Annotated in this window: 19 protein-coding genes and 1 other RNA gene; 10 read left to right on the forward strand and 10 right to left on the reverse strand. The window is 61.4% G+C overall.

What is annotated here, in order from left to right; genetic code table 11:
• The first annotated feature begins 65 nt into the window (after positions 1–65).
• Both DEIPE_RS09615 and DEIPE_RS22190 read left to right on the forward strand, forming a co-directional pair.
• Positions 66–365 (forward strand): type II toxin-antitoxin system Phd/YefM family antitoxin, encoded by a 300-nt coding sequence (locus DEIPE_RS09615; RefSeq protein ID WP_015235775.1) that lies wholly within the window; start codon positions 66–68, stop codon positions 363–365.
• A complete protein-coding gene (locus DEIPE_RS22190) occupies positions 358–792 on the forward strand; it encodes a type II toxin-antitoxin system VapC family toxin (RefSeq protein WP_052326674.1) in 435 nt (144 codons plus the stop codon). Before DEIPE_RS09615 ends, DEIPE_RS22190 begins: the two co-directional genes overlap by 8 nt.
• Before the next feature lie 303 nt (positions 793–1,095).
• On the opposite strand, the gene DEIPE_RS09625 is transcribed toward DEIPE_RS22190, so the two are convergent.
• The 9 genes from DEIPE_RS09625 to DEIPE_RS25520 all read right to left on the reverse strand — a co-directional run bounded on the left by DEIPE_RS09625 (position 1,096) and on the right by DEIPE_RS25520 (position 7,807).
• Positions 1,096–2,694: a pilus assembly PilX N-terminal domain-containing protein gene (locus tag DEIPE_RS09625; RefSeq protein ID WP_015235777.1), complete on the reverse strand. Its 1,599-nt coding sequence runs from the start codon at positions 2,692–2,694 to the stop codon at positions 1,096–1,098.
• Positions 2,695–2,702: 8 nt separating this feature from the next.
• Positions 2,703–3,506, reverse strand: coding sequence for a PilW family protein (locus DEIPE_RS09630; protein WP_015235778.1), 804 nt, complete (start codon positions 3,504–3,506; stop codon positions 2,703–2,705).
• Positions 3,503–3,940 carry a type II secretion system protein gene (locus DEIPE_RS23110; protein ID WP_015235779.1) on the reverse strand — a complete coding sequence of 146 codons (438 nt, stop codon included), beginning with the start codon at positions 3,938–3,940 and terminating at the stop codon, positions 3,503–3,505. Before DEIPE_RS23110 ends, DEIPE_RS09630 begins: the two co-directional genes overlap by 4 nt.
• Positions 3,937–4,428, reverse strand: coding sequence for a GspH/FimT family pseudopilin (locus tag DEIPE_RS09635; protein ID WP_015235780.1), 492 nt, complete (start codon positions 4,426–4,428; stop codon positions 3,937–3,939). The genes DEIPE_RS23110 and DEIPE_RS09635 overlap by 4 nt, the downstream gene beginning before the upstream one ends.
• A 357-nt stretch (positions 4,429–4,785) precedes the next feature.
• Positions 4,786–5,304, reverse strand: a complete 519-nt coding sequence (locus tag DEIPE_RS09640; protein WP_041230670.1) for an IS630 family transposase — start codon at positions 5,302–5,304, stop codon at positions 4,786–4,788.
• 35 nt (positions 5,305–5,339) lie between these two features.
• The gene (locus DEIPE_RS09645; protein WP_157448751.1) at positions 5,340–5,747 is read right to left on the reverse strand and encodes a winged helix-turn-helix domain-containing protein; all 408 of its coding nucleotides are present in this window, start codon (positions 5,745–5,747) and stop codon (positions 5,340–5,342) included.
• 492 nt (positions 5,748–6,239) lie between these two features.
• Entirely contained in the window at positions 6,240–6,785 is a 546-nt protein-coding gene (locus DEIPE_RS09655; protein WP_041230820.1) for an IS630 family transposase, read from the reverse strand.
• A gap of 28 nt (positions 6,786–6,813) precedes the next feature.
• Complete coding sequence (locus DEIPE_RS24475; protein WP_041230612.1) at positions 6,814–7,173, reverse strand: IS630 transposase-related protein; 360 nt, start codon at positions 7,171–7,173, stop codon at positions 6,814–6,816.
• A gap of 115 nt (positions 7,174–7,288) precedes the next feature.
• Positions 7,289–7,807: a prepilin-type N-terminal cleavage/methylation domain-containing protein gene (locus tag DEIPE_RS25520; RefSeq protein ID WP_015235781.1), complete on the reverse strand. Its 519-nt coding sequence runs from the start codon at positions 7,805–7,807 to the stop codon at positions 7,289–7,291.
• Positions 7,808–8,098: 291 nt separating this feature from the next.
• On the opposite strand from DEIPE_RS25520, the gene DEIPE_RS23930 reads away from it, so the two are divergent.
• The 6 genes from DEIPE_RS23930 (at position 8,099) to ffs (ending at position 11,598) form a co-directional block, all read left to right on the forward strand.
• Positions 8,099–8,287, forward strand: a complete 189-nt coding sequence (locus DEIPE_RS23930) for a hypothetical protein (RefSeq protein WP_015235782.1) — start codon at positions 8,099–8,101, stop codon at positions 8,285–8,287.
• Positions 8,287–9,804, forward strand: coding sequence for a hypothetical protein (locus DEIPE_RS09670; protein ID WP_015235783.1), 1,518 nt, complete (start codon positions 8,287–8,289; stop codon positions 9,802–9,804). Before DEIPE_RS23930 ends, DEIPE_RS09670 begins: the two co-directional genes overlap by 1 nt.
• Positions 9,805–9,814: 10 nt before the next feature.
• Positions 9,815–10,255, forward strand: coding sequence for a pilus assembly FimT family protein (locus tag DEIPE_RS09675; RefSeq protein WP_015235784.1), 441 nt, complete (start codon positions 9,815–9,817; stop codon positions 10,253–10,255).
• A gap of 44 nt (positions 10,256–10,299) precedes the next feature.
• Entirely contained in the window at positions 10,300–10,758 is a 459-nt protein-coding gene (locus DEIPE_RS09680; RefSeq protein ID WP_015235785.1) for a PulJ/GspJ family protein, read from the forward strand.
• A gap of 10 nt (positions 10,759–10,768) precedes the next feature.
• The gene (locus tag DEIPE_RS09685; protein WP_015235786.1) at positions 10,769–11,476 is read left to right on the forward strand and encodes a prepilin-type N-terminal cleavage/methylation domain-containing protein; all 708 of its coding nucleotides are present in this window, start codon (positions 10,769–10,771) and stop codon (positions 11,474–11,476) included.
• 23 nt (positions 11,477–11,499) lie between these two features.
• Positions 11,500–11,598, forward strand: an RNA gene (gene ffs, locus DEIPE_RS21805) — signal recognition particle sRNA small type.
• Between the two features lie 39 nt (positions 11,599–11,637).
• Here the strand turns inward: ffs and DEIPE_RS09690 are convergent.
• Positions 11,638–12,003: a hypothetical protein gene (locus DEIPE_RS09690; RefSeq protein WP_015235787.1), complete on the reverse strand. Its 366-nt coding sequence runs from the start codon at positions 12,001–12,003 to the stop codon at positions 11,638–11,640.
• A gap of 477 nt (positions 12,004–12,480) precedes the next feature.
• Between DEIPE_RS09690 and clpP the strand changes: the two genes are divergently transcribed.
• Positions 12,481–13,101 (forward strand): ATP-dependent Clp protease proteolytic subunit, encoded by a 621-nt coding sequence (clpP, locus tag DEIPE_RS09695; RefSeq protein ID WP_015235788.1) that lies wholly within the window; start codon positions 12,481–12,483, stop codon positions 13,099–13,101.
• Complete coding sequence (gene clpX / locus DEIPE_RS09700) at positions 13,091–14,287, forward strand: ATP-dependent Clp protease ATP-binding subunit ClpX (protein ID WP_015235789.1); 1,197 nt, start codon at positions 13,091–13,093, stop codon at positions 14,285–14,287. The genes clpP and clpX overlap by 11 nt, the downstream gene beginning before the upstream one ends.
• Positions 14,288–14,460: the final 173 nt, after the last annotated feature.

The raw sequence follows: 14,460 nt of genomic DNA on the forward strand, positions 1-14,460 counted from the left end.
AATCCCCAATAAGGCTTTGTGTCGACATGTCGTACGTTGATCGTACACACCTTGTACGCTAGGGTATGACCCAGCTGACTGCCTCCGAGGTCCGCACACACCTGCGACAGGTTCTGGAACGTGTTCAGCAGGGCGAGGAAATCGAAATTACCCAGAACGGCAGGGTTGTGGCCACCCTGGTGCATCCCGAAAGGCTCCACCGGCGTGTTCACACGCCCAACACCGCAGCGGCCCAGCAGCTGCTGGCCGGTCTGCGCGCCGACCGTGAGGGGGTTCCGCCACCGGACACCACCTCCCTCAGCGCCGACTATGCCGAGGAACTGGTTCAGGACATTCGCCGTCAGCGCGCAGGCCAGGGTGAGTGAGACGGTCCGGCACCCGCGCCTGGCGTTCGACGCCGACGTGCTCATTTATGCGGCGGTCCCGGGGCACGCGCTGGGCCGCCGCGTTCATCAGCTGCTCGCAGAGGCCCCGCGCGATCAGCACTGCGCCTCGGTGCTGCTGCTGCCCGAGCTGATGTCCAAACCCCTGCGGGAAGGGCGAACTGCCGAGCTTGTAGCGCTGCGCCTGCTGCTCTCGCGGCTGCAACTCGTCGATACCAGCGAGGACATCGCCGCGCTGGCCGCGCAGCTGGGCGCGGCCTACCGCCTCAGGGCTGCAGACGCCGTTCACCTCGCCTCCGCCGTGGCGGGTGGGGCAGAGGCCTTTGTTACCAACAACCGCAAGGACTTTGGGGCGCAGAACATCCTGGAAATTCCGGTTCTGTTTCCCGAGATGCTTCCGGCTTGGTGAAGCAGGGGGCCCTACCTTTGCCAGGGCGTCCCGTCATTGCCGCGTGAGGTGCGTGAGAAAATACATTGCTGCGTAGCCAAGCGCGGCGTCATGCTCATGCTATGGCCGTAGGAATGGACCGCTTTGAGGTCGAGCTTCGCCGTGCCCTATCTAGCCGTGTCAAGGCCCGGGTGCAGCTGGATTACGCCGCGCGGCGGGTGCAAGTCGGGAAGGTTAGCTGTGAGCTCAACAAGGACAGTAGGTTTTGCTCTCCTGCAATTGGCATCCCACGGAGGATACGCTGGGCTGCTTTTGGAGTAGAACTTACCGCCGTTCCCAGGCACGAATATTGAATACGTAATCGGTGGGGCCCGCGCCCGGCATACCGGGTGGCAGGTTGTAGCGCAACATGGGCGACTGCACGAGCGCCGGAGTTTGGGTCAGGTCGAAGTAATTCGCGACGACCGTTCCAAGCACCGTGGCTTGCTTCTGGATAACCATGCTTCCTTGGGCATAAAAAGCTCCGGCCAGTTTTTGCTGGTTTTTATTTGCGTTGATGTTTCCCTCCGCTGTCAGACCAAGTGACGCGCCTTGGGGGTAAGTGTTTAAAGTCCCAGAGGCATTGATCAAATTTCCTTCGAGCAAGGCATTTCCGCCTACGCCAGTGAGGGGCGGCAGTTTTTCAAGAAAAAGGTTCCCTTTACCCGTGTAAGTCACGTCACGTTGTAAGGAGAAATTCACTCCGCTCAATTTGGCCACGCCGTTGAGGGTGAGCTGGTTTGTAGAAGCGTTATAGGCCATGATTGTCGCGCCAGAGGCCGAAGTGCAATTGAAGCTGGTTGTGCTGCTGTTGAGAACGAAGGTGGGAGGAGTGCCACTCGTGCGTCCGGCCAGGCAGGCGGTGACATCCGTTGCGAGGGTGTTCAGATTCGTACGGTACGAGGGCGTTCCATTATCGAGGTTGGGGAACGGGGTCGGGCTGGCGAGGTCATACGCGGTGACTGGTTTGGTAGGACCCGTTTCTTCCGAGTGAATACGCGAGGCGCTTTCAAGGTCAACTTGGGAGGTGGAGTCGTTGCTCACCACCGGGTTGCTGACATATACGCCTTTTACCTTGTTGGTGCTGGTGCCAATGAGGGCGCTGCCGCGGAGTTTGATATCACCTTGGTACACACGCACTTTTGAGCAGAGGTCATTAATGTTGCGCTGAGAATCTGGAACGTTGAATTCCGAAAGGCCACCCAGGTTGCTGGAGCCCGTGCCGTCCCCGGAGTACGAGTTGAACACGCCGCAGTTACCGCTGCAGTCATATGCGGTGTCGTTAATGCTCAGGTTGCTGCCGCGTACGTTAACAGACCCATAAATGTTTGTGTTTCCGTTAATGCCGTTGCCACTCTGCCCGGTACCAGCGAAAATCGCGTTGTTCCACACGCCAGTCTCTTCAACATCCCAGCCGACGAGCACGACACTGCGAGCATCACGGTAGGTGCTTTCACTTCTGATCCCCCTGCCTGCTGGTAGCAGTGTGATGGTAAACGTACCTGAGCTGCCATCATCAAGCGTCACGGTTTGAGCTGCGGTTGGGATGCCTACACGCAGGTCGCGTTGATCAATCACGCCGTCGCGGTTGATGTCCATGCCGATGCCCAGAATGTTGGCACACTCACCGGCACCGCTGGCAGAGATCAGCCCGGAGTAGTTGCTGAGGTTACGGATCATATACGAATACGTGCGATACCCGAGAGTCTTGTACTCTTGCGCGCCGTACTGTGCGATAAAAAAGGCCTGAGTGGCGTTCGCGTCATTGCGGGTGATCCGGTTCTGAATGCTGGCAGTCACGACGGCGCTACTCACCAAAAGGCCGACGACGACCATAATCATTAGGGCGGCAATCAGTGCAATACCCGAGGTTTTCTGTTTCATTGCTGCTCCTAGAGGCTTGGAGTGTCGAAGGTGAAGCTAAGCGATCTGTACGTGAACCCAGCAAGTTGCGGAACGGTTTGTTGAGTACCTGCCAAGAGGTTTCCACCGGCAGCCGCACGCCGAAGTGGCGCTCGACCGATGACCATCACTTCGACCCTGTATACGTCGGCTGCCGTGTAGCTTCGCGCGCTGCTGCATACTCCACCGAACGTACTGCTGCCCTGAGCAGCTTCAAAGGTTGCTTGTACGGAAGTTTGAATGCCCAGCGAGTTCGGGCAGGTTGTGCGGACCATGTACCGCACGTTGAATGCAACGATGTTCTGAATGGCAGCAATACAGTTGGCGCCATCGGCGATCGTGGTACTCAGGCTGCAGCCGTCAGTTGCGTTCACGGGGGTCTGGCTGCGAAACAGTGTCGGAACGCCCTGAGCGTCATTGCGAACCTTGTACGTTACGTCCACTTCGCTGTAGGTTCCTGTCGTGGTAGCAGTGCCATAGTTAAAACGCTGGTAACGGACGCGAATGATGTCTGGATTCGTACCACCGTCCACACCGACCAGCGCGGCGGCGGGCTGGATCGGTAGACTGACCGACGGCACCCCGAATGACCCCGCATTTCGAACATCCTCGGTTACGAGTTCAACTGCGGCCTGCACGTTCGACTGGACTTCCTCGCGCGTCTGCTGCGCATGCGTGAAGTGCTGTTGCTCGATAAAGAAGTAGGCGACGAAGCCGAGAACGATGGCGACCAGGCCCATCGCGAGGAGCATCTCGATGAGCGTGAAGCCACCCTGGCGAGCAGCGGGCTTCATAACGGGCACCCTGGGTAAGGATTGCTCGCCGTGCCGCCCGGATCTTCCAGGCAGGTGACAAGTTGAGCCGTACTGAACCGTCGTGTCACCCCCGCTTTTGTCCAAATGGTCGTCAGGTTTACACGAACGTATCCGTTCAGGGCGGTATCTCGCTCTATTCGCCAAGCTGTCCGGTGAAAGCCGTCTGTAGCCGATGTTTCTCCGGTGCAGCTGTTGGGTGGAATATTGCATTGATTAAGGTTCTGGTAACCACGCTGTTGCAGCTTTGAAAGCTCGCTTGCCAGGATTGCCCTGGCCTCCGGCACTTGTGCGGCTGTTGCCGAGAGACGTGTACTGCCGATGGAAACATAAGCGAGGGCCAGAAACGCAATTGTCATGAAGCTGACGGCAACGAGCACTTCGAGGAGCGTAAAGCCGGACTGTCGTTGGTTCATTGAATCACCCGGATGACACGACCTTGAGTGGTCACTTCGACTCTCCAGACGTAGTTGGAATTGTCGGTGCTCTGCATTCGGAACGTGGTGACCGTACCGGGCGCAGCAGTATTGACCAAAAAGGAACGGGGGTCGAAGAGAATAGTTGCCGCTGCGCTCAGCTGGAGCTGGGTTTTGGCGTAATCACCCGACCTGAGATTGTAAGTTTGGATGGTTGTATCTCCGCTGGAAGTGTAGGTGCGGTCGTTGTTGGTGTCTTCGTAGACGATGAAGCTTAGACCATTCGCCGGAAAATAAATGCCCGCAAAACGGTTGCGCCTTACGGCCTCGAAGCGCGAGAGCTGAATCTGCTGGGCGAGCAGATTTGCTGCTTGACGCGTCTGTATCTGGTCTCTGCGTATTGTCAGTGGGACTATTGCAGCGAGGACGCCAACGATGCCGATTACGATCAGAAGCTCCAGAAGCGAAAAGCCTGAAGTATGTCTCATGTCCCTCCCTACCTAGTATGAATAATTCGTAAATTTAAAACACCCCCCGTTAGGGGGGTTTTCATCTCATGGATAAGAATCTCATCTTTTGGATAATCGTTTCTGGTTCCTCGAGGTGCAAGGCTCAAGCGCGTTCATGCCAGTGCTGAGGAATACACCATATATCAGGACGTGAGTGAAGTCAGTTCGTGATGTCATTGCAAACATGGCCAGCGTCTGCAGCAGCCTGAAAAAAAGCGGCTAGGTCTAACCTGGAGTTTGGTTTTGAAGTAAGAATCGTTATCCTTACGCTTGAAGTGCGATATGGGCGTGTAGGGGGGAAGCCCAGCGGGAAGTACGCCTGATACGGTATTGCATTCATGAACTTTCAGGGTAGTAGCCCAAGTAGGCCGTTGCGGATGAAATGACCTGTGGCTGTGCATCGAGTTCCACGCAGCGAGTGCACAGCCGCTGTTCGAGGGCGTCGAGATCAGTGAAGGTCTGGTGGTGCGTCGCCTCACGCACCAAGGTCCACAAGCGTTCAGCTGGGTTGAGTTCGGGCGAGTAGGGTGGCAAGACGGCCAACACGATGTTGTCGGGCACCTTGAGTTTCCTGGTCGAATGCCAGCCTGCACCGTCAAGCACGAGCAGGGCGATGACCTTCTCGGGTAGTGAAGCCGCATAGGCGCGCAAGAAGACGCTCATGACGCACGTGTCAACCTTCGGCAATACGAACCAGAACACCCGACCCAGCGCAGGCTCGACGACTGCGTACAGGTACGTCCACTGGTACTTGACGGTACTGGGCGCCGTCGGTCGCTGACCTTTCTTGGCCCACAGACGGCGAGACGTGGGCTTGAGACCGAACCGCGCCTCGTCCTGAAAGCACAACCGCACGTCCTTGTCCGGATGTTCGGCTTGGAGCTTGGCACTCAGTGCGAGGATTTTTTTTGGAACGCCGCTTGCTCTTCCTTGCTGGCCGCCTGGGGATGCGCGGGACGCGACGTTTGCTGGCTGTAACCGAGCTTTTGCAAGTATCGCCAGCCGGTCGCTTGGTCAGGACGATGGCCCGTCTTCGCTGCAATCCAAGCCGCGACCTTTGCGCCCGTCCACAGTCCCCCGCCTGGCGGTGCCTCGGTGTCGAGCGCTTGCCCGAGTTCCAAGACGCCGCTGACGTCCAAGACCGCTTTCTTGCCGCCGCGTGCTTCGCCTGCACGCTTGTGGGTGGGTACGGCGTTGGGTCCGCCTTCGTTGTAGGCACGCACCAGGTCGTTGACCCAAGTATGCGAACGGTCGACGACTTGCGCGACGTGGCGATTGGCCTTGTCTTGCGAGATCAACCACAAGGCGTGCCAGCGTGTCTTGTCGGCAGGGTGAGCACAGCACCGATAGCACTTGCGCAATTCATCCGAGGTCAAGTGCGGCTTCAAACGAACTTCGGGGGGCACGCCTCAGCATGCTCCTCGGAAGATCCTCAACGCAAGACCGTATGAGGGGTGGCCTACAGCAGGTGCAGGCTGTCCACACTAGAGTTCACTTTGCCGAGATTGACCTGGTACTGTACTTGCGGTCTCCGGTTTTTCGAAGATTTACTTTTGCTGAAGAACTGCTGGCGCTGGTGAGCGGCCTGGTGTTTGCTGCCATTTTGCCTAGTTCGGTGTTGGCGATGCCGGTAACGTTTTGTGGCGCTGGGTGCCGAGTAGCGGCCCTTGCAGGTAGCGTGGAAGAAATCGCACTGGGCAGGGCGATGAAGGCTGGGTCGAGCAACTTGACGTAACTGCCGGACGGATCAGGCGCTTTTTCCGGACGCTTTCTATCCCTTAGAGCATTTGTCATAGGGATGAGAGGGGCAGAGCGTGGTGGAACCAGCCAAGGATGTCGTTCGGAGTCACAGCACGCAAAGCAAAACCCAAAGCCTCGATCACTGTCTCCGTGGTCCTGGCCGCAGCTTTCCGCAACAAGGCTTTGAGTTTGGAGAACAACATCTCGATGGGATTGAAATCCGGGCTGTACGGCGGGAAATACACCAGCTGGCAGCCTCGCGCCTCGATCAACGCTCGGACCTTCGCTCCCTGATGCGACGACAGATTGTCCATCAGCACCGTCTGCCCGCTTTGCAAGGTCGGGCACAGCACCTGATCCACGTACGACTCGAACACCGCAGCATTCACCGCTCCTTCGATCACCAGTTCCGCCTGCGAGCCCTGCGAGCTCATGGCACACAGCAAGGTGAGGTTCTTGCCGGTGTTTCTCGGAACGCGGGCAAAGGCTCGCTGATTTCGTGGGGCCCTGGCATAGACGCGACTCATCCCGGTGTGGAAGCCACTTTCGTCGAAGCACACCAGGTCGTGCAGCTTCAGTCCAGTTATCTCATTCACAAAGGCGGCTCGAGCTTCAGGGGACTGTTCAGTGGCGCGGACGGTCTTTTTTTCTCGTGATTGAGAGCCGTTCGAACATGCGGTCCATGGTTTTGATGCTGACCCGCACGCCATGCTGCTCGAAGTAGTACTCCACGTGCTCAGCAAGGGTCGCATCGGGGTACTGCTCCACCTGGGCTCGTAGGACAGCATGGCTGGCTTCTCCCAGGATTCGTACCCGGCCTTTGTGCCGGACTGGCGCCAGGGGCTGGCCTGCAGCGTGAGCCCGCACATAGCTGCGTACCGCTGATTCACTCAGCCGGAAGGTGCGGGCCACTTGCGCGATCACTGGCGTGTCCTGGTATGCCGCCACCACTCGCTCTCGTAAATCCAACGAATACGCCCTCATCCTTCTATCCTACGGACAAATGCTCTAGTATGCGCTTCCACCGAGACAACGGACCACCACTAATGAGTACAGGGGCTTTCGCCCCTGTACTCGAGTGCTCATGTTGCGTGATAAATCAGGTCAGCGGCGCACCTGCGTTGCAGGCGCCTTCGCGGGTAACCAGGGCGTTGGTGTTCACGTTCAGCTCGCTGCAGAATGCGGTACCGTTGATGGTTTGGTTGACTTGAACACGGTTGGCGGCGGTAGCGTGTCCGCTGGCGTAGTAGGTCACAACGCCGATGCCGTTGGTGCCGGCCTTGAGAACTGCAGCAACCTGAGCTTGAGTGAAGTCGGCGCCAGCGAACGCAGGGGCAACAGTGGCACCAAGGTCGTTGATGGCGACGGCCACTCCGTTGGCGTCGGTCATCGTGACGACAGCCGGTGTGGTGTTGGAGTAGGTAATGCGGCTATCCTGGCTCTGCAGCGACTCAAGGGCCGTGATAGCTTCGCGAGCGTACGCTTGGGCAGCGCTGGTTTGTGCGCGGGTGCGGGCGCTCAGCAGGTTGGGGATCAGCACGGCGGCGAGAATGCCGATGATCGCGATGACGATGAGGAGCTCGATGAGGGTGAAGCCTTGCGTACGACGGTTCTTCATATTCTCTCCTGGGTGCCTCGCCGGATGAGGAATTTGATTGAGTCCGGTCTGGCGGTTTATGGCTGTGCAGCTTCTAGGCGTTGCTGTTCTCGTCCGCTGCTTGGTTTAAAGAGTATTAACCAGCTTCTTACATAATCCTTACAGCCTCAGATGACCCACATAAATAGCGCAGATACAGGGCGTACTTCACTGGCCTCCGCATCTGCGGCTTCCCCTCTTTGGGGTCACCGTGCTGGAACGACAGGCAGATTCGCCAAGGTGAGCCAGCAATCCATGCCAGATTGATGGCCGATGAGAACGTGTGCCAAGCGCAGTGGAGCGTATTCCCTCAGAAAACAAAGCGGCGTGGCCCTGGTGCTGGTCCTGCTGTTCACGCTGGTCGTGCTGACCACCGTCCTTGCGACTGCCGCCCTTGCCGCTCAGGGCGCCCGCCATGGCGCGGGCACCGACCGGAAGTCCTATCGTCCTATCAGGCGTTGATGGCCGCCGAGAGCGGCCTGAACAGCTTTCCCGCCCGTCTGCAGGAAACGGCTTTTGCGGGCAACGTGTCCGAATTGCCTTGCCTTGTCCAGGGTGCCCCGTTGTCCGTCACGGCTGCCTGCCCACCGGGTTCGGGCGAACTCGGCACGCTGCTGCTGGGCCCTGACGCGAGCGGGTCACGGGCCGAACTGCGGGTGGTGGCCCTTCACCCGGAAAGCGCGTCCCTGACCCTGCGCTCGGTGGGTCATGATGGAAGCGGCGCGCGAACCACGCTGCTGCAAGATTTTCGTCTGCGGCGACCCGTGCAGATGGAAGTCGCACCACCGGCTGCCTTCAGTGCCTGCGGCGAGGTGGTATTGCGCGGACGTGCCCGCTTCGTCGGTGTCGGCGTGAACCGGCCGGAGGGCCCGGTGACCCGGTCGGGCGTGCTGGCGGGCGTGACGACGCTGGTGTCGGGCGAGGCCGACAGGGTCTTGCCGGGTGCGCCGCCCATCACCGCGCACGTCGCCGACGCCCGCCTGCTGGATTCGGGCAGCGTGGTGCAGATCGGCCACTCGACCTTCGAGGTGCTGGGCCGCACTGAAGACGGTAGCAACGCGCTGCAGCTGGCGGCGCTGGTCGTGCCACCCGGTGGGGAGCGGCTTTCCGCGGGGCGCGCGGTCGACCTCGTGCCGTCCGCGCTGCGGGCGCCGCCCATACCGCTGAATGCAGGGGCGTTGCGCCTGCCCCTCACCGATGCCAGCGGGTTTCGGAGCGGGGACCTGCTGGCCCTGCAGGCGGATGGCGTGACGTACGGTGCGACCGTGTCGGCCCAGGGCCTGGCGGTACCGGGCGACCCGGCTTCCGGTTATGTCGACGTGCAGCCCACGTGGCCCGGCGATGGGAATGAGGCTGCCACACCGCTGTCTTTCGGGACCGCGCAGGGGCTGGCGCGTGGAACGCCACTGTGGCGCCCGGTGCCGGGTGCATCGACCGCCCGGCCACTCACTCCGCCTGGCGAGAACGGCGCTTTTTCGTGGCCCGTTGCCGGACCCGGCCTGGACTGCGGTGAGGCGCTGTTTCTGCGGGTGTTCGGTCGCCCGAAGCGTGAAGTCTTCGAGGGAGCGGTGCGGGCAGACGCACTGAGCGGTCCGGTCGCGCCGGGCGTGCACTGGATCGGTCCACGCGACCCGACGGCGCGAGCGGCACTCAGCCTGCCCGGAGGCCTGTGCGGCGAGGGACTGGTGATCGTCGCAGGTGACCTGAGCCTCAACGGCGCAAACAGACCGGATTGTAGCGAGGACGGGTCGGGTTTTCGGGGCTTGCTGTACGTGATGGGTCACCTGAACGTGCAGGGCGCGAGCGACATTCTGGGCGCGGTGGTGGTGGAGGGCAGCGCACCGGACGGCGTGACCCGGCCCTCGACGCTGCACGGCGCGCTGAACGTGACCTACGACGAAGCCGCCCTGCTGCAGGCCGGGCACCAATTGACGCCACCCGAACTGCAGGCCGTACCGGGCAGCTGGCGGTCCCGGTGAAGAGGCCACGGTGAGCCGGGGTCAGGCTGCCTTTACGCTGCAGGAGCTGCTGATCGTGCTGGCCGTGGTGGGTATCCTGCTGGCGCTGGGCGTGCCGAATTACCTGCGCTGGCGGGCCAGTGTGAGCGTCATGCAGGGCGCCCAGCAGCTCGCGCATGAGTTGGGGCGCCAGCGCGGCGAAGTCCGGCGGCTGGGTGAACGGCGCGCGGTGAGCGTCGCAGCGGGCGCCCACCCGTCCTTTCGGGCGGGTGACCCGTCCTTCTGGCGTATTTACGATTTGCCCGCCGGAGTCGAGGTGGTTTCAGCGACCACAAAGACGCTTTACTTCGTGCCGCCCTACGGCACGACCGACGCCTCGGCCGAGACTTTCGTGGTGCGCTGGTCGCGCGACGCCTCGTTGCGGCGCACCGTGCGCGTCACGAGCGTGCTGGGAAAGGTGGTGCTGAAGTGAGCTTTCCTGTACGTCTTTTTCCCGGCGCAGCTTCGGGAAACCGGATGTCACCCCGACCCGAAACCAGGCTCAAGCCGCCTCTGGGGACGGAAAGTGGAACAAGAAGGGCCGCCGCTTGCAGGGCGCCGCGCCCGCAGGCCGGGCTGACGCTGATCGAGGTGCTGGTGGCGTTGGCGCTTTTTGGGGTGGTGTCGACCGTGGTGCTCGCGTCGCTGCCCGGGCTGTACCGCCTCAACCGCACCTCGGGCGAGGAGCAGGACGTGACCGTTCACGCCCGCACGGTGATGGAGGGTGTGCGGGCGGCGTGGCAGTCGCGCGCCCTGTTCGACGCGGGAGTGCTGCCTCAGCTGCCCCCCGATCCGGCGGGTTTCAGTTGCGGCGCGCCGGGCGTGATGGTCGTCGACACGGGCCGGGCCACGCCACGCCGTCGTCGCCTCACGCTGACCTGTACCCGCGCGGACCACGCCCCCGTGATTTTCGTCGCGGAGTTCGGGCGGCCATGAGCACGTGTCCATGAGCACGTGGCCGCGCTCAGGCCTGACGCTGGCAGAGCTGCTCGTGGCGCTGGCCGTGCTGGGCGTGCTCTGTGCCGCGCTGCTCGCCCTGGAGGGTTCGGTCCTGCGGTCGTCCGCGCAGGTGAGCGCGCAGGCGGCGCGACTGCGTGAACTGCAGGAGGCCAGTACGTACGTCGCCGACCGGGTGCGCGCTGCCCGCGACCTGCGCACCGACCTCAGCGTCAACGGCTCACCCTGCACGGTCTATCCCGCGCCCGGCGGGCGGCCCTGCTTTGCGCTGCTGGTGCCCTCAGCCGAGCTGGGCCAGGCCATCGACACCTACGCTTACCGGGTTTACCGCGTCGAACCGAGAACCAGCCTCAATCCGGCTGACCGCGTGAACGATGCCTGGGCCGACGCGCACACCTTCGTGCTACGCGAGTACCGTGCCTACGCCTGCGGTCCGGCCAGCGTCACGACCGCTGGGGCCTGCACGCCGGCCAGCATTCCAGCGGGGGTGCCTGCCGTGCTGACGAATACCCAGCCGTTTCTGGTAATGGACGGCCTCACGTTCGACGGTCCGGCGGGCGCCTTCACCCCGTTCGCCTACGACCCTGCCAGCCGCGTGCTGACCTTGCGCCTGCGCGTTGGGCGCCGCGAGGCAGGCCGTGTGCTCTTCACGCCGCCCTCGGGTTACCAGGAGTTGCGGGTGCAGCTTCGCAACTGACCCGTGCTATAGTCCTAAACGCATTGCTGGCGCAACGCAGCGGCGACGCTCGAACCTGGTCAGGGCCGGAAGGCAGCAGCCATAAGGGATGATCGCTGGGTGCCGTTGCTTCCCGGCAATGCTTTTTGTTGCCGCTTTTTTGTTGCCCGATCCGGGCAAGGTCAGGCTTCAGGCAGCTGGCTCAGGTCGGCCAGGTCTTTCGGGCGGGCGCTCGCGGCCTTGTCCTTGCGCAGTTCGCGCGTGCCGGTCATGGGCCTGCGCAAACTGCCGAAGGTGACCTCGGTGCGTCCGGCATAGGCTTCGCCGAACGTCACGCCGCTGATTTCGTTGATCAACTCGATCATAACGGGCTTGACGCCCAGGCGGAACATGACGTTGGGACGGGCGAGTTGCGCAGCTTCGATGTCCGAAAAACCAAATTCGTGCAGGGCAGCGGCGAGACGTTCGGTATTTTCAGCGTCAGCAGCGTAAAAGACATCGATATCACCGGTGTATCGAACGTGACAGTGCCCATACGGCGTAGCCACCGATGACGACGAGGCTGACGTCTCGGTCCTGCAATAATTTCAAAAACTCGCTGAAGTCGGGGTGGAGTTCCATCAGGATAATTCATGGTCCGTAAAGATTCGCCTGCCCGGAAGCGTTCCTGCACCGATTTGCTCAGCCAGAACGTCAGATCGTCGTCTTCCACGTCGGCACGGGTGGTCATCACCCAGACCTGCCTGTTCAGCCTCTCCTGCATAGATCTCCCCTGACATTTAACCCCTTCCCGAAGGGTGCGCAGTCTGAGGATCAGCGGGTGCCGCTGCCTCTTGGACGCACTTTTCTGACAATGAGAGTTCGCTAAGAAACTATGAAGACCGGGTTGTAGGTGACCGTCGACCTGAGACTTTGACGCACCAGGTGCGGGACGCGTATGAGAGACTTCTCAAGGCTGCTGGACAGGGGTGGGTCTAAGCTTTCGTTCGCACTTTCATTTCGCGCCCTCGTGCGATAATGCGGCCATGAGCGTCATTCCTTACGTGATCGAGCAGACCGGGCGCGGCGAGCGCATGTACGACATCTACTCGCGCCTGCTGAAAGATCGGATCATTTTCCTGGGAACCCCGATTGACAGTCAGGTCGCGAACACGATCGTGGCGCAGCTGCTGCTGCTCGACAGCCAGAACCCCGAGCGCGAGATCCAGCTTTACATCAACTGTCCGGGCGGCGAGGTGTACGCGGGCCTGGCGATCTACGACACCATGCAGTACATCAGCGCGCCCATCAGCACCATCTGCGTGGGCATCGCCATGAGCATGGGCAGCGTCATCCTGATGTCCGGCGACCAGGGCAAGCGCTTTGCAACCCCCAACTCGCGCATCATGATTCACCAGGGTTCCTCGGGTTTCCGGGGCAACACCCCCGACGTTGAGGTGCAGGCGCGCGAGGTGCTGTACCTGCGTGACAAGATGATCGGGCTTTACAACAAGCACACCAACGTGCCCAGCGACAAGCTGCTGCGCGACATGGAGCGCGACTACTTCATGTCGCCCGAGGAATCCAAGAAGTACGGCCTGATCGATGATGTGGTGAAAAGCGCGCGCGGCCTGGGCCTGGAAGTCGGGGTGCACGATGGCGTCTGACCGCTGCTCGTTCTGTGGGCGTTCCTACCCGCAGGTGGCCCAGCTGATCGAGGCGCCGTCGCGCGCGGCCTTCATCTGCAACGAGTGCGCCGACCGCGCCCACGAGCTGGTGCGCGCCAGCAAGCCCGGCTCGACTTTCGACCTCTCGGAATTGCCCTCGCCGCGTGACATCAAGTCCTACCTCGACGAGTACGTGATCGGGCAGGACGAGGCCAAAAAGGCCCTGGCGGTGGCGGTCGTCAGTCACTACCAGCGCCTGGCGCACCCGGAAGTGCCGCTGGGCAAGAGCAACATCTTGCTGATCGGCCCGACCGGCACCGGCAAGACCCTGCTGGCCCAGTCGCTCGCCGAGATGCTCGAGGTGCCCTTCGCGATTGCCGACGCGACCACCCTCACCGAGGCGGGTTACGTCGGGGACGATGTCGAGAACGTCATCGTGCGCCTGCTGCAGGCCGCTGACTACGACGTCGAGTCGGCCGAGCGCGGCATCATCTACATCGACGAGATCGACAAGATCGCCCGCAAGTCTGAGGGGACCAGCATCACCCGTGACGTCTCGGGTGAGGGCGTGCAGCAGGCCCTGCTGAAGATCATCGAGGGCACGGTGGCGCAGGTGCCGCCGCAGGGCGGGCGCAAGCACCCGCAGCAGGAACTGGTGCAGGTCAATACCAAGAACATCCTCTTTATCGTGGGCGGCGCCTTCGATGGTCTTTCTGACATCGGGCGCTCCCGCACCGATGTGCGTTCGCTGGGCTTCGGGCGCGAGCACAAGGGCGAGGAGAAGACCGAGCTGCGCTTCATTCCCGAGGACCTGGTCAAGTTCGGTCTGATTCCCGAGTTCGTGGGCCGCCTGCCGCTGGTGGTGCAGCTCACCGACCTCGACGAACATGCGCTCGTGCGCATTCTGACCGAGCCCAACGGTGCCATCGTCAAGCAGTACCAGGCGCTCTTCGGCTTTCAGGGCGTGAACCTGGAGTTCACCGAGGCGGCACTGCAGGAAGTCGCCAAGCGCGCCAAGTCGCGTGGTACGGGCGCGCGTGGACTGCGGGCCGTGATGGAAAAAGCCATGACCGACCTGCTGTTCGAGCTGCCGCTCGATAACCTCAAGCGCCTCCGGTTCGATTCCGAACATCTCGATGCGCCCCTCAAGGCACTTGAGTCAAAGGGACTCAAGAAGTCTGCATAAAGCAACATTAACTACAGCCCTGCGCCCTGCCGATATTTACAATTGAGGCAGGTCGGCGGGGCTATTTTATTGAGAATCGTTCCTGACTCCGAACACTGCCTTTTCACGCCCCGCCCCTCGCGAAGTGACCTCTGGAGCATTTCGCCGCTCGCCCGAACTGTTCAGCCCTGTAT

Source organism: Deinococcus peraridilitoris DSM 19664, assembly GCF_000317835.1.
Taxonomy (GTDB): Bacteria; Deinococcota; Deinococci; order Deinococcales; family Deinococcaceae; genus Deinococcus_A; species Deinococcus_A peraridilitoris.

Excerpts from the sequence above, each read along its gene's own strand:
- clpX (WP_015235789.1), top strand. The coding sequence starts at position 13,091 with ATGGCGTCTGACCGCTGCTCGTTCTGTGGGCGTTCCTACCCGCAGGTG.
- DEIPE_RS09685 (WP_015235786.1), top strand. The coding sequence starts at position 10,769 with ATGAGCACGTGGCCGCGCTCAGGCCTGACGCTGGCAGAGCTGCTCGTG.
- DEIPE_RS23930 (WP_015235782.1), top strand. The coding sequence starts at position 8,099 with ATGAGAACGTGTGCCAAGCGCAGTGGAGCGTATTCCCTCAGAAAACAA.
- DEIPE_RS23110 (WP_015235779.1), bottom strand. The coding sequence starts at position 3,940 with ATGAACCAACGACAGTCCGGCTTTACGCTCCTCGAAGTGCTCGTTGCC.
- DEIPE_RS09680 (WP_015235785.1), top strand. The coding sequence starts at position 10,300 with ATGTCACCCCGACCCGAAACCAGGCTCAAGCCGCCTCTGGGGACGGAA.
- DEIPE_RS09635 (WP_015235780.1), bottom strand. The coding sequence starts at position 4,428 with ATGAGACATACTTCAGGCTTTTCGCTTCTGGAGCTTCTGATCGTAATC.
- DEIPE_RS09615 (WP_015235775.1), top strand. The coding sequence starts at position 66 with ATGACCCAGCTGACTGCCTCCGAGGTCCGCACACACCTGCGACAGGTT.
- clpP (WP_015235788.1), top strand. The coding sequence starts at position 12,481 with ATGAGCGTCATTCCTTACGTGATCGAGCAGACCGGGCGCGGCGAGCGC.
- DEIPE_RS09670 (WP_015235783.1), top strand. The coding sequence starts at position 8,287 with ATGGCCGCCGAGAGCGGCCTGAACAGCTTTCCCGCCCGTCTGCAGGAA.
- DEIPE_RS24475 (WP_041230612.1), bottom strand. The coding sequence starts at position 7,173 with ATGAGGGCGTATTCGTTGGATTTACGAGAGCGAGTGGTGGCGGCATAC.
- DEIPE_RS25520 (WP_015235781.1), bottom strand. The coding sequence starts at position 7,807 with ATGAAGAACCGTCGTACGCAAGGCTTCACCCTCATCGAGCTCCTCATC.
- DEIPE_RS09625 (WP_015235777.1), bottom strand. The coding sequence starts at position 2,694 with ATGAAACAGAAAACCTCGGGTATTGCACTGATTGCCGCCCTAATGATT.
- DEIPE_RS09630 (WP_015235778.1), bottom strand. The coding sequence starts at position 3,506 with ATGAAGCCCGCTGCTCGCCAGGGTGGCTTCACGCTCATCGAGATGCTC.